Below are 17,860 nucleotides of genomic sequence, written 5' to 3'. Positions count from 1 at the left end.
CCCTGCCCTCTCGTCGCTGTTGCTCCGGCGTGACGGGCAGTATCGCGAGGTTTAAAGGAAAGAACCCCGGTCCGAAGACCGGGGTTCTTTATATTTGCGTGCGCGAGGGGGGATTTGAACCCCCACGCCCTTTCGGACACTGGCACCTGAAGCCAGCGCGTCTGCCGTTCCGCCACTCGCGCGCAACTTCTCCCACGAAGTTGTCGGTCCAGAATCGGGCCGTGAACCTCGTAAAAGCAGCGAGATCAAGCATAACGGACAACAGCGGGAAAACACCAATCGGCCTCCGGGGCCGGGAAGGGTCAGACATTCCGCGCCCCACATCCGGAGGCCGGAGCCACCCGGTCCGGGACCTCACCGCACCACTTGGACGCCGTCTCGGGCGGGCGCAGCGGACCGATGTCCGTGCACGTCAGGGCCGGTCCGGCGTAATTTCCCGGCGCGGGGCGGCGACGCGCATTAAGGCCATTCCCAGACTCGCCCAGTAGTATCTGATGTAGGAGTGCCCGCTGACTGCGGGCTCCCGCGGATGTGGGAAACCGAGTTCCGGAACGAATGCTGCCCTGCAGCCGTCACGAAAGGAGAAGGACCATGGGATTGCTGGACAAAGTCGAGCGCGGCATCGAAAAGGCCGTCCGCGGAGTCTTCTCCACCGGTTCTCGCGCCCAGGTTGAGCCGGTCGAGATCGCCAGCCACCTCCGCCGCGAGGTCGACAACAAGGCCCTCACCATCGCCGCGGGACGGACCCTCGCCCCCAACGTCTTCGACGTCCTCCTCAGTGACGACGATTTCCTGCGGGCCCAGGAATGGGGCACCCCGCTGGCTGAAGAACTCTGCGACGTGGTCATCAACCACGTGCGCAGCCAGGGCTACACCCTCCAGGGTCCCGTCCGGATCAGTTTCCGCCGTGACGGGGACCGCCGCGCCGGCGACTTCGAGATCAAGTCCCGGACCGAAAAGACCCCGTCCACGTCTGCACCCGCCCAGCCGGCCGCGCACGCCGGAATGCCTGCCGCCCCGACGCGCCAGCCCTCCCGGATGCAGCCCGTACTGGACATTGACGGGCAGCGCTACTCCTTGAACGCGCCGGCGATCGTGCTCGGACGATCCTCCGAAGCAGACATCCTTATTGACGACACCGGCGTTTCTCGCCGCCATCTGGAAATCCGCACGGGACCGGGCAGTGCCCAGGCCGTGGATCTGGGCTCCACGAACGGCAGCTACGTCAACGGCCACAAGATCGTGGGAACCTCGGAACTCAGCGACGGCTCCACGATCACAATGGGACGGACCAAGATCATCTTCCGACTTTTGCCCGCCAGCCCAGGCGGCCGCCAATGAGCGAACTGACCATCACCGCCTTGCGCTTCGGATTCCTCCTGCTCCTGTGGGTGCTGATCTTCAGCATTGTTGCCGCCATGCGGCGCGACCTCATGATCGGTCGCAAGGCAGCAGCGGGCGCCCCCACAGCGCGGCAGGTCCGAAAGAACCCGGCCCTGGCCGAATCCTCGGCCCCCGTCAAGCAACAGCCCCGCCAATTAGTCGTGACCGAAGGCCCGCTCAAGGGCACCACGATCCCGCTGGCCGCGAGTCCCATCCTGCTGGGCCGCGCCCAGGAATCCACGCTTGTGCTGGAGGATGACTATGCCTCGGGCCGCCACGCCCGCCTGTTTCCGCAGGGCAGCCGCTGGTTCATCGAGGATCTTGGCTCGACCAACGGCACTTATCTGGCCGACCAGCAGCTCACCAGGGCATTGCCCGTAGAGCTGGGTGTCCCCGTGAGAATCGGCAAGACGGTCATCGAATTGAGGCCGTAGCCGTGGCTGCCCCGGATCGCCCCGCAGACTGGGCCGAAGGCAAAACAACTGCCCCCAAGCGGCCGCTCATCATGCGCTATGCCGCGCGTTCCGACGTCGGCAGGGTGCGTGCGAAGAACGACGACTCCGCTTACGTGGGCCGCCACCTCGCCGTCGTTGCCGACGGCATGGGTGGACACGCCGGCGGCGATGTCGCCTCTGCCGCCACGGTGCTGGACATGATCCACCTCGACAGCGACGATTACGACGGCGACGCCGGCACCGTCCTGGCCGACGAGATCCAGACCGCCAACTCACTGCTGTCCGAACTCGTCCACATCAACCCCAAGCTAGCCGGCATGGGGACCACCGTCACCGCCCTCCTGTTGGCCGAGGGCAAGCTGCACTTCGCCCATATTGGTGACTCCCGCGCGTACCGGCTCCGGAACGGCGAATTCGAGCAGGTCAGCGTGGACCACACCTTCGTCCAGCGCCTCATCGACGAAGGCCGGCTCCGCCCCGAGGAAGCCGAGACCCACCCGCACAAGAACGTCCTGATGCGCGTCCTCGGCGATGTCGATGCCAGCCCTGAACTGGACCTGGAAACGCTCGAGGTCGAACCGGGTGAGCGCTGGCTGCTCTGTTCCGACGGTCTGAACTACGTCGCCGGCCATGTCGTGGAGCGCACCGTCCGGGAGACCAGGAGCCTGCGGGAATGCGTTGAGGTGCTCGTCGATCTCACCCTGGAGGCCGGCGCCCCGGACAACGTCACCGTGGTGATGCTGGAAATCGTCGAACCGACCACCGACGACGTCCGGACCGCCGCCGTCGAAATTGTCCCGTCGGCGCCGCCGGCCACCGTGGCCGAAGCCGCCCGCCAGACCGGAAACACCTTTGATGAAGCGAAAACTGCCGAGGCACTGCCGGAGACCCAGGGCCCGGGCAAGACGGGCGCTTCCGCCACCGCCCCGGTGGCCGGAGGGGTCGCGGCGACCCCCGCTCCGTCCGGGGCCGCGGATTCCAGGTCCGACGCCGGCACGGCTGCCGACCAGCCGGACGGCGGTTCCGCTGAAACGGGCGAACCGCCAACCTCCACCGACCCGCACCTGGGTGAACATCTGTCCGCCGAGGTGCTCCGCGAGGAACTGGCCGGCCGCCCCCACGAACTCGTGGGCGCTGCCGCGTCCGCCGCGGAATCCGGCTCCATTCCCACCGTTGTGGGGCGCACCATGGCCCGCCGGGCGGCTACGGTCCTGACCCACAAGTCGGAGCAATCGAGGGAGGAAGCCGAAGAGTACCGGCAGGCCATCCGTCCCCGGCGCTGGGTGACGGTTTCCATTGCCGCTGCCATCGCGACCTTTCTCACGGTGGGTCTGTGGCTGGGCTACGCCTGGACCCAGACGCGGTACTACATCGGCGAGCACGACCAACATGTAGCCATCTTCAACGGGGTCTCCCAGCGCCTGGGGCCCATCCAGCTCTCCACCCTCGAAGCGGTGACCGAAATCCGGATGTCCGATCTCCCCGAATTTTCCCAGCAGCGGGTCCGCCAGACCGTGCCAGCCCGGGATCTCTACGACGCCCAGCGGATCGTTAAGAACCTCGAGCGCACCGGCACCACCGCCCCCGCGGACGAATGCATCACCCCGTCTCCGACCCCTGCCACCCCCGGCGCGACAGCGGATCCCAGTGCCACGGCCGATCCGGGTGCCACGGCGAGTCCCGGCGAGGCCGCGACCGCGGCACCTTCGCCGGCGGCGACGGCTCCTGTCTGCGAGGTGGGGAAATGACAGCCATCGATTCCACGCCCCGGCCGCGGCGGAACGTAGAACTGGTCCTGCTGGTACTGGCCCTTGCCGTCGGCATTGGGGCCAACGCCCTGGTCGGGGTGGACCAGCAGAAAGCGTTCGACACCGATTTCTGGTTCCAGTCGAGCCTGCTCGCCGCCGCCGCCCTCGCGTTCCACATCGTCCTGCGTCTCCGGGCGAAATATGCTGATCCGGTAATACTTCCGCTGGTGGTGGCGCTTAATGGCCTCGGCCTTGCCATGATCCACCGGCTGGACCGGGTCGGGGAGGACACGGGCAACAACCAGCTGCGCTGGACCCTAGTGGCCATGGCCGTTTCGATCGCCGTTATCTGGTTCCTCAAGGACCACCGGGTCCTCCGCCGGTTCACCTACATTTCCCTGGCCGCCAGTGCGTTCCTGCTGATCCTTCCGCTGGTTCCCGGCATCTCCGCCGGTGAAATCCTGGGCGCGCGGGTCTGGATCAAGTTCGGCTCGATGACCTTCCAGCCCGGTGAGATCGCCAAGATCACCCTCGCTATATTCTTTGCCGGGTATCTTTCCTCCAATCGCGACCTCATCCTGCTGGCCGGCCGGAAAGTCGGTCCCCTCCAGTTCCCGCGGTTCAAGGACATGGGTCCCATGATCGCCGCCTGGCTCGTGAGCATCGGCGTGCTGATCTTCCAGCGGGACCTCGGCTCGTCGATCCTGTTCTTCGGCCTCTTTCTGGTGATGATCTACGTTGCCACGAGCCGCATCAGCTGGGTGATCATCGGCGTCGGGCTCATCGCGGCCGGCGGTTTCGTTGCCTCCCGCGTCTTCTCCCACGTCGCCCTGCGGATTGACGGCTGGATCAACGCCTTCACCGACGAGGTCTACGGCCGGGCGTTCGGCGGAAGCCTGCAGATTGTCGAGGGGCTGTTCGGCATGGCCAACGGCGGACTGGTCGGCACCGGCCTCGGCCAGGGACGCCCCAATCTGGTTCCGTTCGCCAATAGCGACATGATCATTGCCTCCTTCGGCGAGGAACTCGGGTTGATCGGACTCTTCGCGATCGTCCTGATGTACCTGCTGCTCTTCACCCGGGGCTTCCGTGCCGCGCTCGGCACCCGTGACGCGTTCGGGAAACTGCTCGCCACCGGGCTGTCCTTCGCCATTGCGCTGCAGTGCTTTGTCGTGATCGGCGGCGTCACCCGGCTCATTCCCCTCACCGGCCTCACCACGCCCTTCCTGGCCGCCGGTGGTTCCTCGCTGCTGGCCAACTGGATCATCGTCGGACTGTTGCTGATGATCTCGCATACGGCCCGCGGGCCGGTGGACACAACACCGCTGGCTCCCGGCGAGGAACCCGACCCACAGAAAGTGTTGCCTGCCATGCCTTCGAAGCCGGCCACGATGCCCGGCACCGGACGGAACAGTTCGGACGCTCCGACCGAGGCGGTGAAGCTGTGAACCAAGCAATTCGCAATGCCTGGATCGCCGCGATCGCGATGTTCGTCCTGATCTTCGGTGCCCTCAGCTACGTCCAGGTGGTCGGAGCGGACGAACTGGAGGCCAACGCCTGGAACAAGCGCACCCTCCTGCAGAACTACTGCAACGACCGCGGCGCCATCATCGTGGGCGGCGCCCCGGTGGCGGAGTCCGTCGCTGCCGAGGAGAGCTGCGCCTTCCAGCGCACCTATAACCAACCGGAACCGTACGCCGGGATCACCGGCTATTTCTCCAGGAGTTTCGGCGTGACCGGGCTCGAGAAGACGATGGGAGAAGAGCTTGCGGGCAGCTCGGACCAGCAGTTCCTGGACCGGGTCGGCCAGCTCTTCCTGGGCAACCAGCCCAAGGGCGCCTCGGTGGAGCTGACGCTCGACCCCGAGATCCAGAAGCTCGCCTACGACCTCATCCCGGATGGCCAGCGCGGATCGATCGTGGTGACCAATCCGAAGACCGGCGCGATCCTGGCCATGGTGTCCAAGCCGTCCTACGACCCCAACCTGATCGCCACCCAGGATCCCGAGGCCGAGGCCGCCAACTTCGCCGAACTGAACCAGGTCCCCGGGATCAACCTGAACCAGAACGTCAGCGGCCCCACGGGGGCCCTGCTGGCACCGGGATCCGTCTTCAAGCTCATCGACACGGCCGCGGCCCTCAGCTCGGGCAAGTACAACAAGGACAGCATCCTGCCCAACCCGGCGGAGATGTCGTTCCCCGGCATCCAGTACACGCTGCCCAACTATGCCGGCGGCAACTGTTACACCCGCGACACGGCGACGTTCGCCTTCGCCCTGCAGCAGTCCTGCAATACCCCGTTCGCCAGCATTGCCCTGGACCTGGGGCAGAAGGCGATCTCGGACCAGGCGGAGAAATTCGGCTTCGGCCAGGGCTTCGGCGACCAGCTGAAGCTGGACTCCGCGCCGAGTTTCTTCCCGACCGAAGAGCTGGACGACGCCAGCCTGGCGCAGTCGTCGATCGGCCAGCGGGATGTCCGGGCCACGCCGCTGCAGATTAACCAGATGACTGCCGCGATCGCCAACGGCGGGGTGCAGATGCAGCCGAACCTGATCAAGGCCGTCCGTTCCCCGGACCTGCGGCCAATCAGCGAGCCGAAACCCCAGGCACTGCAGACCTCCACCACGCCGGAGATTGCCCGGCAGATCAACGAGTGGATGGTCAGCGTCGTCAGCGAGGGCATCGGCCGCAACGCGGCAGTGCCCGGCGTGAAGGTGGCCGGCAAGACCGGTACCGCGGAACTCGGCGACGGCCTGAACAACTCATGGTTTACCGGGTTTGCCCCGGCGAATGACCCGCAGGTGGCTGTCACTATCGTCATGGAAGGCGTAGACATCACCACCGGCGCAAAGCTAACCAGTCCGAACGCGAAAAAGATTTTTGAGGCGGTGTTGAATAAGTGAGGCCTTCATCAGGAATCACCCTCGGCGGCAGGTTCCAGCTGACCACGCGTATTGCTATCGGCGGCATGGGCGAAGTCTGGAAAGCCAAAGACCTGATCCTTGGCCGCATCGTCGCCATCAAGGTGCTCAAGGAGGAGTACACGGGCGACCCCGGTTTCCTCCAGCGCTTCCGCGCCGAAGCCCGTCACACGGCGCTTCTGAACCACGTGGGCATCGCCAACGTCTTTGACTACGGCGAGGAAGAAGGCTCCGCCTACCTCGTCATGGAACTGGTCCCCGGTCAGCCGCTGAGCAGCATCATCGAACATGAACAGGTGCTCTCCCCGGACCGCACCCTGTCCATGATCGCGCAGACGGCCCGCGCCCTCTCGGTGGCCCACGCCCAGGGCCTGGTCCACCGCGACATCAAGCCGGGCAACCTGCTGATCACCCCGGACGGCCGCGTCAAGGTCACGGACTTCGGCATCGCCCGACTGGCCGACCAGGTCCCGCTCACCCAGACCGGACAGGTCATGGGCACCGCCCAGTACCTGGCTCCGGAGCAGGCAACGGGCCAGCTCGCTACGGGCGCCTCGGACATCTACGCTCTCGGCGTGATCGGCTACGAGTGCCTTACCGGGCACCGCCCGTTCTCCGGGGAATCCCAGATCGCGATCGCGCTGGCCCAGGTCAATGACGCGCCGCCGCCGCTGCCGGAAACCCTGCCGAAGCCGGTCCGTGCCCTGCTGATGTCCATGCTGGCCAAGGACCCCAAGAACCGCCCGGCCGACGCCCTCAAACTGTCGGAAGCGGCCGAGGCCATCCGTAACGGCGACATCGCGGCAGCACACGCCGCCGTCCCGGGCATGCTGCTCTTCGAGGCAGCAACCGGGCCGATCACGGCACCGGTGGGCATCCCGACGGAAGCAACCAGTGTCATCGGAGCTGCGGACCGTACGACGTCGTCCACCTCGGCGCTGCCCGTGGTCGGCGCCGCCGGAGCGGGCGCCGCCGCAGGGGTCGCTGCCGGAGCCGCCGCCACCAGCGCGTACGGAGCCCGCAACACGCTGTCGCGTGCCGACGCCCTCGCCGCGGAACGCAATTGGATTCAGGAGGACGACGACGACGACTACGACGAACCGACCACTGAGCCGGAACGCCGCGGCCGCAGCCCCTGGACCTGGCCGCTGATTGCCCTGATCCTGCTCGTGCTGTTCGCGCTGGTGGGCGTCATGCTGACCCAGGCCGGGATCCTGTTCCCGCAGACTCCGACGACCAGCAGCAGCGCCGCCGCCACCAGTGCGTCACCGGCCACCACCAGCGCCTCGCCCACGACCACGACCACGTCTGCCAGCCCCACTACCAGCTCCGCGGCACCGACGCAGTCCACACCGGCCGCCATCAACCTGATTCCGGAGAGGTACCTCGGCCGGCCGTACAACGACGTCCGCAGTGAACTGATCGGACTGGGTCTGGGCGTCACCGGGTCAGAGGTCTTCGACGAGTCCGCCCCCGGAACGGTCGTCGAAATCGACCCCGCCGGGCCGGTCCAGCCTGGCACAACCATCACGGTGTCCTTCTCCAAGGGCCCGGAGCCCACCAAGGATCCGGAAACCGTTGCGGTCCCGACCCTGCAGTCCGGTGCCAGCGAGGCCGCCGTCCAGCAAATGATCCAGAATGCCGGCCTGCGCTGGGCCAAGGGGGCCGACGTGAATCCGACGAACAAAAAAGAGGAGCCCGGGACCTTCGTCAGCGCCGAGCCCGCTTCCGGCAGCAAGGTGCCCGCAGGTTCGGTCGTGACCTACCATCTGGCCAAGGCCGCGGCCAAGGAATCAACCCCCAGCCCCACGGGAACGTAGTCCAATATGTCAACTTCACCCCGCACCCCATCGCACCGGGAGGACCGCGGCCCAGTGAACACCCAGCGCGTCCTCAGCGGGCGCTATGAGCTGGGTGAGCTGATCGGCCGCGGCGGCATGGCCGACGTCTTCCGCGGCGTCGACACGCGTCTGGGACGCACCGTTGCGGTCAAACTGCTCCGTCCGGACCTGGCCCGGGACCCTCAGTTTCAGGCCAGATTCAAGCGCGAGGCGCAGGCGGTGGCCGCGCTGAACCATCCCTCGATCGTGGCCATCTACGACACCGGGGACCACGCCGTCCCGGGCGATCACGAGGACACCGTCCGGGTGCCGTACATCGTGATGGAGTTTGTCTCCGGCAAGACGATCCGGGACCTGATCCGGGCCAAGGAAGTCAGCATAGACCAGGCGATTGACTTTTCCCTGGGGGTGCTCGCGGCCCTGGATTACAGCCACAAGGCCGGGATTGTGCACCGCGACATCAAACCCGCCAATGTGATGTTCTGCCCGGAATCCAACAGCGTCAAGGTGATGGACTTCGGGATTGCCCGTGCCATGGCGGACTCGTCGGCAACCATGACCCAGACCCAGGCCGTGGTGGGCACCGCCCAATACCTTTCACCGGAACAGGCCCGCGGTGAGACCGTGGATGCCCGCAGCGATCTCTACTCGGCCGGCTGCCTGCTGTACGAGATGCTCGCCGGCCGCCCGCCCTTCATTGGCGACAGCCCCGTGTCGGTGGCCTACCAGCATGTGCGGGAGATCCCCGAACTGGCCAGCAGTCTGAATCCTGATGTCTCCGAGGCTCTGGACAGCGTGCTGATGAAGGCGCTGCAGAAGAACCGCGCGGACCGCTTCCAGGATGCCGCGGCGTTCCGCCGTGCCCTCCGGGCCGCGCGGAGCGGAGTCGGCGTCGCCGCACCGGCCGCGAGTGAAGCCCCCACTGACCCCAGTGACACGGTCCCGACCCCGGACGGCACGCCGACGGCTGCCTTCTCCGTGACCGGCGCGAAGTTCCTCGACGAGACCCCCACCGGGCGGCTCCGGCCTGTGCTGGATACCCCGACCGATGATGAGAACGCCACGATGGCCCAGGGTGTCGTCTATGGCGCCGCGGATAGCGGCAGCCTGCCGCTGGTCCTGCCGCCGGAGCGGGAGCACACGCCGCGTCAGCAGTCCCGGCGTCGGACGTGGATCACCGCCCTGGTGGTCGTCACCGTCCTGGTGCTGGCAGGAGGCGGCCTGTGGCTCTACAACATGATGAACCAGGCGCCGCCACCGGTAGCCAAGGTCCTGGTGCCGTCGGTGACGTCGTTAACTGAGACCGAGGCCCTCCAGAAGCTCTACAACGCAGGACTGAAACCCCAGCTCAGCCGGATGCAGCACGAGACAATTGCCAAGGGGATCGCGGTCGGCACCGTCCCGGCAACCGGGAGCTCGTTGGACCCAAATTCCGACATCACGCTCAACATCTCCGAAGGTCCCAGCGTCATCACCATCCCCGCCGATTTGCCCGGGCGCACGGAGGCCGCGGCGCGCGATGTGCTGCGCCAGAAGGGTCTCGCCGGGGCGCCGGGCACCACCATGGCCAACAGCCCCACGGTCCCGGCCGGCATCGTGATCACCACCAACCCGGCGCCGGGCCAGAACGTGGCCGCTGGCAGCATCGTGGAAATCATCGTTTCCACCGGCAAAGTGGTGGTGCCGCAGCTGGTCGGGCTTCCCCGGGTCGAGGCTGAAGCGGCCCTGAAGGCGCTGGGCCTGGTCATGATTGCCACGGAAGTCGAAAACTCCCAGGTCGAGCCGGGTAAGGTCACCGGACAGTCCGACGCCGCGGCGGCTCTCGTCGAACAGGGCAAGACGGTCTCCGTCACCGTGGCCAAGGCCCCGCCGCCCCCGCCGCCGAGCCCCACACCCACACCCACACCCACGCCGACCCCAACGTCCACGAAGGGCTCCAAGGACGACTGAGGTTTCCTTGGTGGGCCTAGTGCTTGATGAGCGGGCTCAGTGATGCGGCACGCTGGGCCGCACCGGCCATGCCGAGGGATTCCAGCCAGTTCCCGAGCATCTGGTAGCCGCCTTCGGTGAGCACCGATTCCGGGTGGAATTGCACTCCGGAGAGGGGGGCGGTGCGGTGCTGGAGCCCCATGACAACTCCGGTTCCCGTCTCCGCGGTGACCTCCAGGACCTCCGGGATGCTTTCTCGCACGGCGGCCAGGGAGTGGTAGCGGGTCGCCGTGAGGGGCGACGGCAGCCCGGCGAACACACTGGTGCCGTGGTGCTCCACGAGGGACGTCTTGCCGTGCATCAGCTCCGGCGCGTGCGTGACGATTCCCCCGTAGGCCTCGGCCAGTGCCTGATGTCCGAGGCAGACGCCCAGCATGGGTTTGTTGCGACTGCCGCACCACTTGATCAGCTCGATGCAGACGCCCGCGCCGGCGGGGTTCCCGGGGCCCGGGGAGATCAGGACGCCGTCGCGTGCCTCGGCCAGGTCGATCGCCTCGGCCAGGGTGACGTCGTCGTTGCGGACCACGGTGGTCTCCGCGCCGAGTTCCTGGAGGTATCCCACCAGGGTGTACACGAAGCTGTCATAGTTGTCGACGACGAGAATCTTGGTTGTGCTCATGGGTGCCTTGCTGAACCAATCGTTGAATCAGAGAACTGGGTGAATCGTGCCATCCCGGACGTTCGCGGCGGGCATCCCCGTGGCCTGAACTACAGCTAGAATTGGCTCCGAATAAGAACTTCAACATGACCAAGAGCGCTGACCGCCGGTGTATTCCTCCTTGCAGGATATCAAGCCAGGGTCCCGCTCCTGTTCCAGCCGCCAAGGAGGACCCGTGCCCGAGTCAAAGCGCCGCAAACGGACTGCCCACGAAACGCCGCAGACTTCCGCCGCGCAGGCCAACAAGCCCAATGCGGTCTGGTTCAAGCCGGTGATGTTCGGCCTGATGATTATTGGCCTGCTGTGGATCATCACCTTCTACATCAGCGAAGGAACACTTCCGGTTGCTGCCTGGGGATCCGGGAATATCATCGCCGGCTTCGGCATCGCCATCATCGGCTTCCTGATGACCACGCGCTGGCGTTCCTAACCCCGCAGCATGGGACGGAAGACCGGTACACCCTGTGTGCCGGTCTTTCGCGTTAACGTCGCGCCCCCGCAGGGGCCGATAATGCTGAAGCGGGAGAAAACTGCGAGCGAAGGAGTCCAGATGGCCCCGGCAACAACCGGCCCGGTAATCGGCGACGACGGCCTGGCCCGGCCCCCCTGGGCTGCCGTGGATCCGATGCTGCGCGAGTACTACGACACCGAGTGGGGACTTCCGGTGCGCGACGAGCAGGGCCTGTACGAGCGCATCAGCCTTGAGGCCTTCCAGGCCGGACTGTCTTGGGCCACAATTCTCCGGAAACGGCCGGCGTTCCGGGCTGCGTTCCACGACTTCCATCCCGAGACGGTGGCCGCGTTCACGGAAGCTGATGTTGAGCGTCTCCTCCTCGATGCCGGGATCGTCCGCAACAGGTTGAAGATCCGGGCCGCCATCACCAACGCCCAGGCCACCATTGCACTGCGGGGCGACGGCGGGCTGGTCGATTTCGTCTGGTCCTTCCAGCCGGATTCCACTCCCGAGCCGAAGTCCCACCAGGAAATTCCCACGACCTCGGCTGAATCGCTCGCGCTGTCCAAGGCACTGCGAAAACGGGGCTTCGCGTTCGTCGGGCCCACCACGATGTACGCCCTGATGGAAGCCATCGGCATGATCGACACCCATCTGCTGGACAGCCACCGCCGCGGGACCTCCGGTATCTGGCCACGCTAAGCTCCGCGCCGGTGTGTACAACTCCGGCCTAAGTTATCCACAATGTTGATAACTCTTGGCCGGCTTCCGCCCCTGCGCATGGCCTTGCCCTCGCACTGTGGCGCCCAGTGAGCACTTCCGAAGGACGTTCCCCTAGGAATGACAAGGCTGTGAGTTATTAACAGTGTGGATTCCCTGTGGATAAGTCCACCGGGTGCCCCGGTTGGTGGAATGGCAAAACACTTGGGACGGCACACGCGCGTTTTTGGCTGCGCGGCCCGGCGCCCAAAAGTTATCCACTCGACCCTGCCGCAGTACCCACAACTTATCCACAGCTGGGGATAACCAGGCCCAGCAAGGGGATTTCGGCCGGTTCCGGCCCTAGCTGGCGGGAATTCTGCACGAAATGCGTCATGCTCCAGGTTATTAACACTGTGAATAACCTGTTGAAATCAGATTTCATTCTGGAGCAGGCCCGGTGGTCCTGTGTAGAGCCTCGCTGTTTGATCCGCACAGACTCCGACATCCGAGGCATGGAACTGCCCTCCGCCGCGGAGTTGTCCACTTAACCACAGGCCTGCCCACAGGAGTTATCCACAATTGTGGAGATCCGGAGGCGCACTATTCCGGAATCGCCCGGTGTGGCCCTCAGATCGGGGAAACCGATGTGAACTACAGGCGTGTAAGTTACCAACAGTGTGGATAACCCCTGTGGACAACTCTCCGTGGGGACCAAGGCGCCGCATCCTTACGGCCTCCGGGGCGCGGGGGACGCCCGCAAACAGATGGCACGCCGGACACGGGCGCGTTGGTGAAAATAGGGTCCCGCCGTGGCAACCGCCAGAGGACTGCCCATACGGCGAGGCGCCCACGGGTCCACTGGCTGTGCGAGGGGGGCTGTGTGAGCGGCTGCAGGGCACGAGGGGCGGCGGCAGGGTGCGGCAGGCTACGGCTGGAGAGAGTGCGCAGGCTACGGCTGGAGAGAGGGCGCGGGCTAGGGCTACAGAGAGTGCGCAGGCTACGGCTACGGAGAGTGCAGCCGGGGATGTCCCGCGGGGTCAGGCTACGGCGACCCGGAGGGCGGAGACGGCGATCAGCAGGGCAAGCACCAGGAGCAGACCGCCAGCCTGCAGCAGGCCCTGACGCGGGCCGCGGGGCGTATAGGCCAGGACAGCGGCGCACAGGGCACCTGTGACTGCCCCGCCGAGGTGGGCCTGCCAGGCGATCGAGGGGACCATAAAGCCGATGGCGCCGTTAATAAGGATCAGCACCCAGAGTTGTCTGGTGTCGCCACCGCGGCGGCGTTGAACCACCAGCATGGCGCCGAAAAGCCCGAAGATGGCGCCGGAAGCGCCGACGACGCCGCTCAGCGGCTGGCCCGGGACGTACTCCGGCGTCAGCAGGAGGTAGCCGACCGATCCGCCAAAAGCGGACAGCAGATACACCGCCAGGAAGCGGATCCGTCCCAAAAGGGGCTCGAGCGCCTGGCCAAACACCCACAGCATGTACATATTGAGCACGATATGGAGGATGAAGCCCTGGGAATGCAGGAAAGCGGAGGTCACCATCCGCCAGGGTTCGAAGACCCCATACTCCGGGCTGGCATACACGGTGGCGAACGCCAGGTTCCGGTAGACCCCATCGTTGGGGACCAGCCACTGGAACACAAAGACCAGGGCACACAGACCAATGAGGGACAACGTAACCACGGGCTTTCCGGTGGCCACAGCGCCGCCGTAGACGGTCTTGACCGCCGGCGTCGTACGTTTTGTTTCGTTGACACAGTCGACGCATTGGAATCCGACGGCAGCCGCCCGCTGGCAGTCGGGGCACGCAGGGCGCCCGCAACGCTGGCAGCGCACATAGGCGGGCCGGTCCGGGTGCCGGGGGCACACCGGGATCTGCGCGGACGGCTCTGCCGCCGGAATTCCGTAACTCATGCGCTGGGCTTAGAGCTTTTCTACGTCAATGCTGTTGATGGTGACGTCCTCAACCGGTCGGTCGCCCGTTCCGGTGCGGACACCTTCGATGGCGTCGACAACCTTCTTGGAATCGTCGTCTGCCACCTCGCCGAAGATGCTGTGCTTGCCCTGCAGCCAGCCGGTGGGGATGGTCGTGATGAAGAACTGCGAGCCGTTGGTGCCGCGGCCCATCTGGATGCCGGCATTCGCCATGGCCAGCTTGTAGGGTTCGTTAAAGGTCAGCTCCGGGTGAATTTCATCGTCGAACTTGTAGCCCGGGCCGCCCACGCCACGGCCCAGGGGATCCCCGGCCTGGATCATGAAATCCTTGATGATGCGGTGGAAGATGGTGCCGTCATAGAGCGGCGTCCCGGTCTTGTCCTCGCCGGACTCCGGGTGGGTCCAGGCCTTCTCGCCCGTGGCCAGTCCGACAAAATTGTCGACGGTCTTGGGGGCGTGGTTGCCGAAGAGATTGACGACAATGTCGCCCATGCTCGTGTGGATGGTTGCTTTTGCAGTTGCGATGGCAGTCATAGGCCCTATTCTTCCATGGCGGGCCCCAGCACACAGGGCCCGTCCGCCAGTTCCGCGCTGGGTGAAATCCGCCCAAAATCGGCCTGAAGAATAGCCGGTGAGGTCTGGGCCACGTAGGCTAACTGCAGAATCGTCACATTAATCGGGAGGTAGTTGTGAAGAAAACGGATCGTATTGCCCGTGAGTTGGAGTATTCAGTCAGCACCGGAGTAGAGACCGCCAAGGACTGGGCAGCCCCGCGGGTTGAAGCAGCAGTCAACTGGGCCGTTCCGCGCCTGCAGCAGGGACTGGATACCGCTTCCCCCAAGATCCAGGAGGGGCTCAAGTCGGCGGCTTACAATCTCGCCGACGGCGTTGCGACTGTAACGCCGCGTCTCCAGGACGGACTCGCACACCTCGCACCCAGGATCAACGACGCCGTTGAGGGCGCCACCCCGCGCCTGCATGAGGCGCTGGACAAGGCGACACCGGTCATCGCGAACGCGCGCGACCGGGTGGTCGTGGAGTACCTGCCGAAGCTTTCGGACCAGATCGGCTACGCCTCCGACGCCGTACACCGCACGCTCCAGAGCGCTCCGGGCCATGTGGATGCAGTTGCCCAGCGGCTCGGCGAAGCGGGAATCATCCACTCCGTCCAGGAGCAGGCGAAGACCGCTAAGGGCCACGTCAAGGTCGCGGCGAACAAGGCGAGCAAGGCCGTCAGCGGTGAGCTGGTCAAGAAGCAGAAGCCCAAGCACCGCGGGCTGTTGATCTTCGGTATCATCGCCGCGGCTGTTGCCGCCGGTGTTGCCGCCTGGCGGGCTTCCAAGCCGGTCGAGGATCCCTGGAAGACGCCCGCTCCGGTGACACCGGCGCCCGTGCCGGCCACCACCGTCAACGACGTCAGGGATTCCGTCAAGGAGGCTGCCGGCCAGGCCGGCGCAGCCACGGTTGCCGCCGCTGACAAAACCGCTGATGCATCCGCCGACGTTGCCGAGTCCGCCGACAACGCCGCTGACAAAGCCAAGCACGCGGCCGAGGATGCTGTTGAGGACATCAAGGACGCGGCCCAGAACGCGGCCGAGGACATCAAGGACGCTTCCGCCAAGGTTGCCACCGATGCGAAGACCGCCGTCCGGAACATTGCCGCGAGCCGCAACAACGGCACCGACAAGACCACCGGCAGCTAAGACAGACGAAGGCCCGCCTGCGGGCCGCCGCTAAGGGAGGGATTCCGCCATAGAGGCGGGGTCCCTCCCTTTATTTGCGCGCGATGTTTACCAGTTCGTAGCCGGGGCACTGCCCGGCGCCGGGCTGGAAAAACCGCGTAGATGCTAAATTTGGGGGGATGTCACCCGAAAAATCTTCTGAGGATGCCTTACACGATGCTGTGCACACGCCGGCTGTGTCTATCGTCATCCCGGCGTTCAACGAGGAAGGCGTCATCCGGCAGTGCCTCATTGCCGCCGTGTACCAGTCGGTCCCGGCGCACGAGATCATCGTCGTCGACAACATGTCCAAGGACCGCACGGCCGACATCGTCCGGCAGATGCAGCTGGAATATCCGGAGAGCCCCATCATCCTGCTCAGCCAGGACCGCGACCAAGGCCTGATCCCCACGCGCAATTTCGGCCTCAACCATGCCACGGGCGACATTCTGGGCCGGATCGATGCCGATTCCGTTCTGGAGCCCGACTGGGTTGAACAGGTACAGAAAGCCTTTCGGGACAATTCCGTCCACGCCGCGACCGGCCCGGTGGTCTATTACGACATGCCGATGCGTCGCTTCGGACTCAAGGCCGATGACAAGATGCGCCAACTGATGCTCAGGCTCGCCAAGCACCAGTATCACTTTCTTTTCGGCTCCAATATGGCCCTCCGCCGCTCCGCGTGGGAGATCATCCGGGCCGAGGCGTGCCGGGATGAGAAAGACGAGATGCACGAGGACATTGATTTGTCCCTGCACCTGGCCGACCACGACCTCCGGATCCAGTACTGGCCGCAGATGGTCTCCGGCATGTCCGCACGCCGGCTGGAAGACTCACCCCGCGACTACCGCTACTACGTGACGCGTTTCGACCGCACGTACAAGGCCCACAACGTCAAGAAGATGGCGCTCAAGGCCCCCATGGTGGTCTTCTTCTCGGTGTACTTCCCGGCGAAGCTGATGCGCGCGATCCATACGGTCAACACGGCCCAGCCTGCCCGCCGCGGCGGCCAGTAGCACACGGCCCTGACGGCGCCGTGTGCGTCGTCAGTCCGTCCCCAGCTCCGCCAGCCCGGTGGCAGTGCGCCGCACGGCGCGTGAGCTGCGCTGCCCCAGGACCACAACGGCGAGCCCCACGAGGATCATTGCCAGGCCGGCGTAGGTCCCGGCCGGCAGGGTCTCGGACAGGAAAGCGGCAGCAAGCAGCGCGGCCCCCGGAATTTCCAGCAGGATGATCATGGACACCAGCAGCGGACTCATGGTGGCGAGCAGGTGGTTGAAGGCGGTGTGACCGATCAGCTGGGCGCAGACCGTGATCGCCAGGATACCAATCCAGCCGGCGGCTTCGAACCCTGCCAGTGGCTGTTGCGTGAACAGTGCCAGCACCGCCACGACGGCTGCGCACATCCCGTAGCACAGCGTCGTATAGACACCGGTCCCCATGGTTTGGCGCGCTTGGCCGCCGGCCAGCGTGTAGACACCGGCCAGGGCTCCGCCGGCCACCGCCAGCAGATCACCCAGCAGCGCCTCCGGAGAGGTGCCCATGTCGAACCCGGTAATGGCGACGACTCCGACAAACGCGATCCCCAGGCCCACCAGGACCGGCCAGCGGTGTTTAACGCCGCGGAAGAGCTGGAAGACGGCTATCCAGCCGGACTGCAGGCAAACGAGAGCGGTGGCCGCCGCGACCGAGGTCAACTGCAGCGAGGTGATGAAGCAGGCGAAGTGCAGCGCCAGGGCGACAGCAGCCGCCAGGGACCAGCGAAATTCCCTGCCGGTGACCCGGCCGAAACTGCCGGGGTTACGGACCAGCACGGGGCCCGCCATAACGACCGACCCAATGGCGTTGCGCCAGAAGGCGATCGCCAGGGCGCTGACGGAGGTGGCCCCCAGGGTGGCGGCAATGAGCGGCCCGGATGAGGCCACACCGAGGACCCCCAAGGCGGCAAGGAAGAAGTTCACGGTCCAAGACTAGTGGGGCCCGGAGCCGCCAGCTGAGGCCCGTGCATCCTTGACCATGGCGGGTCGCGGGTGGCCGTGCCAGGCAGGG

At 65.8% G+C, this 17,860-nt stretch carries 15 protein-coding genes and 1 tRNA gene; 11 read left to right on the top strand and 5 right to left on the bottom strand.

All coding sequences use genetic code 11. From position 1 onward, the window contains the following. Window positions 1-99 precede the first annotated feature (99 nt). Window positions 100-182, bottom strand: a tRNA-Leu gene (locus ACZYZ5_RS07700). Window positions 183-591: 409 nt separating this feature from the next. Between ACZYZ5_RS07700 and ACZYZ5_RS07695 the strand changes: the two genes are divergently transcribed. Genes ACZYZ5_RS07695 through pknB form a run of 7 tightly spaced genes read left to right on the top strand, consistent with a single transcriptional unit; the run spans window position 592 to window position 10,297 of the window. Then, window positions 592-1,341: an FHA domain-containing protein gene (locus ACZYZ5_RS07695; protein ID WP_463900616.1), complete on the top strand. Its 750-nt coding sequence runs from the start codon at window positions 592-594 to the stop codon at window positions 1,339-1,341. Beyond that, window positions 1,338-1,817, top strand: a complete 480-nt coding sequence (locus tag ACZYZ5_RS07690; protein ID WP_463900613.1) for an FHA domain-containing protein FhaB/FipA — start codon at window positions 1,338-1,340, stop codon at window positions 1,815-1,817. Before ACZYZ5_RS07695 ends, ACZYZ5_RS07690 begins: the two co-directional genes overlap by 4 nt. 2 nt (window positions 1,818-1,819) lie before the next feature. Beyond that, entirely contained in the window at window positions 1,820-3,586 is a 1,767-nt protein-coding gene (locus tag ACZYZ5_RS07685; protein WP_463900611.1) for a PP2C family protein-serine/threonine phosphatase, read from the top strand. Further along, window positions 3,583-5,034 (top strand): FtsW/RodA/SpoVE family cell cycle protein, encoded by a 1,452-nt coding sequence (locus ACZYZ5_RS07680; protein ID WP_463900610.1) that lies wholly within the window; start codon window positions 3,583-3,585, stop codon window positions 5,032-5,034. Before ACZYZ5_RS07685 ends, ACZYZ5_RS07680 begins: the two co-directional genes overlap by 4 nt. Further along, window positions 5,031-6,488, top strand: a complete 1,458-nt coding sequence (locus ACZYZ5_RS07675) for a peptidoglycan D,D-transpeptidase FtsI family protein (protein ID WP_463900608.1) — start codon at window positions 5,031-5,033, stop codon at window positions 6,486-6,488. The genes ACZYZ5_RS07680 and ACZYZ5_RS07675 overlap by 4 nt, the downstream gene beginning before the upstream one ends. Beyond that, on the top strand, window positions 6,485-8,326 hold the full coding sequence (locus tag ACZYZ5_RS07670) for a protein kinase domain-containing protein (RefSeq protein WP_463900606.1): 1,842 nt from the start codon (window positions 6,485-6,487) through the stop codon (window positions 8,324-8,326). The genes ACZYZ5_RS07675 and ACZYZ5_RS07670 overlap by 4 nt, the downstream gene beginning before the upstream one ends. Before the next feature lie 6 nt (window positions 8,327-8,332). Then, window positions 8,333-10,297 carry a Stk1 family PASTA domain-containing Ser/Thr kinase gene (gene pknB / locus ACZYZ5_RS07665; protein WP_463900604.1) on the top strand — a complete coding sequence of 655 codons (1,965 nt, stop codon included), beginning with the start codon at window positions 8,333-8,335 and terminating at the stop codon, window positions 10,295-10,297. Window positions 10,298-10,313: 16 nt separating this feature from the next. Here pknB and ACZYZ5_RS07660 read toward each other — a convergent pair whose 3' ends face one another. After that, window positions 10,314-10,955: an anthranilate synthase component II gene (locus ACZYZ5_RS07660; protein WP_463900602.1), complete on the bottom strand. Its 642-nt coding sequence runs from the start codon at window positions 10,953-10,955 to the stop codon at window positions 10,314-10,316. 214 nt (window positions 10,956-11,169) lie between these two features. Here ACZYZ5_RS07660 and ACZYZ5_RS07655 point away from each other — a divergent pair, with 214 nt between their 5' ends. Both ACZYZ5_RS07655 and ACZYZ5_RS07650 read left to right on the top strand, forming a co-directional pair. After that, complete coding sequence (locus ACZYZ5_RS07655; RefSeq protein ID WP_463900600.1) at window positions 11,170-11,424, top strand: cell division protein CrgA; 255 nt, start codon at window positions 11,170-11,172, stop codon at window positions 11,422-11,424. Between the two features lie 120 nt (window positions 11,425-11,544). Continuing rightward, a complete protein-coding gene (locus ACZYZ5_RS07650) occupies window positions 11,545-12,150 on the top strand; it encodes a DNA-3-methyladenine glycosylase I (RefSeq protein ID WP_463900597.1) in 606 nt (201 codons plus the stop codon). 1,037 nt (window positions 12,151-13,187) lie between these two features. Here the strand turns inward: ACZYZ5_RS07650 and ACZYZ5_RS07645 are convergent. Both ACZYZ5_RS07645 and ACZYZ5_RS07640 read right to left on the bottom strand, forming a co-directional pair. Further along, window positions 13,188-14,069 carry a rhomboid family intramembrane serine protease gene (locus ACZYZ5_RS07645; RefSeq protein WP_463900596.1) on the bottom strand — a complete coding sequence of 294 codons (882 nt, stop codon included), beginning with the start codon at window positions 14,067-14,069 and terminating at the stop codon, window positions 13,188-13,190. A gap of 9 nt (window positions 14,070-14,078) precedes the next feature. Next, window positions 14,079-14,624 (bottom strand): peptidylprolyl isomerase, encoded by a 546-nt coding sequence (locus ACZYZ5_RS07640; protein WP_463900595.1) that lies wholly within the window; start codon window positions 14,622-14,624, stop codon window positions 14,079-14,081. Between the two features lie 155 nt (window positions 14,625-14,779). Between ACZYZ5_RS07640 and ACZYZ5_RS07635 the strand changes: the two genes are divergently transcribed. Beyond that, a complete protein-coding gene (locus ACZYZ5_RS07635) occupies window positions 14,780-15,793 on the top strand; it encodes a hypothetical protein (protein ID WP_463900593.1) in 1,014 nt (337 codons plus the stop codon). Window positions 15,794-15,951: 158 nt separating this feature from the next. Continuing rightward, window positions 15,952-16,827, top strand: coding sequence for a glycosyltransferase family 2 protein (locus ACZYZ5_RS07630; protein WP_463900590.1), 876 nt, complete (start codon window positions 15,952-15,954; stop codon window positions 16,825-16,827). A 30-nt stretch (window positions 16,828-16,857) separates the two neighbouring features. Here ACZYZ5_RS07630 and ACZYZ5_RS07625 read toward each other — a convergent pair whose 3' ends face one another. Next, window positions 16,858-17,772 carry a DMT family transporter gene (locus ACZYZ5_RS07625; protein WP_463900588.1) on the bottom strand — a complete coding sequence of 305 codons (915 nt, stop codon included), beginning with the start codon at window positions 17,770-17,772 and terminating at the stop codon, window positions 16,858-16,860. Between the last annotated feature and the right edge of the window lie 88 nt (window positions 17,773-17,860).

The organism is Pseudarthrobacter ribosi (assembly GCF_055412865.1).
This window is presented reverse-complemented; position numbering and strand designations above follow the sequence as displayed.

Coding starts and splice junctions, on each gene's coding strand:
- ACZYZ5_RS07645 (WP_463900596.1), bottom strand. CDS start 14,069: ATGAGTTACGGAATTCCGGCGGCAGAGCCGTCCGCGCAGATCCCGGTG.
- ACZYZ5_RS07695 (WP_463900616.1), top strand. CDS start 592: ATGGGATTGCTGGACAAAGTCGAGCGCGGCATCGAAAAGGCCGTCCGC.
- ACZYZ5_RS07630 (WP_463900590.1), top strand. CDS start 15,952: ATGTCACCCGAAAAATCTTCTGAGGATGCCTTACACGATGCTGTGCAC.
- pknB (WP_463900604.1), top strand. CDS start 8,333: ATGTCAACTTCACCCCGCACCCCATCGCACCGGGAGGACCGCGGCCCA.
- ACZYZ5_RS07690 (WP_463900613.1), top strand. CDS start 1,338: ATGAGCGAACTGACCATCACCGCCTTGCGCTTCGGATTCCTCCTGCTC.
- ACZYZ5_RS07650 (WP_463900597.1), top strand. CDS start 11,545: ATGGCCCCGGCAACAACCGGCCCGGTAATCGGCGACGACGGCCTGGCC.
- ACZYZ5_RS07680 (WP_463900610.1), top strand. CDS start 3,583: ATGACAGCCATCGATTCCACGCCCCGGCCGCGGCGGAACGTAGAACTG.
- ACZYZ5_RS07640 (WP_463900595.1), bottom strand. CDS start 14,624: ATGACTGCCATCGCAACTGCAAAAGCAACCATCCACACGAGCATGGGC.
- ACZYZ5_RS07660 (WP_463900602.1), bottom strand. CDS start 10,955: ATGAGCACAACCAAGATTCTCGTCGTCGACAACTATGACAGCTTCGTG.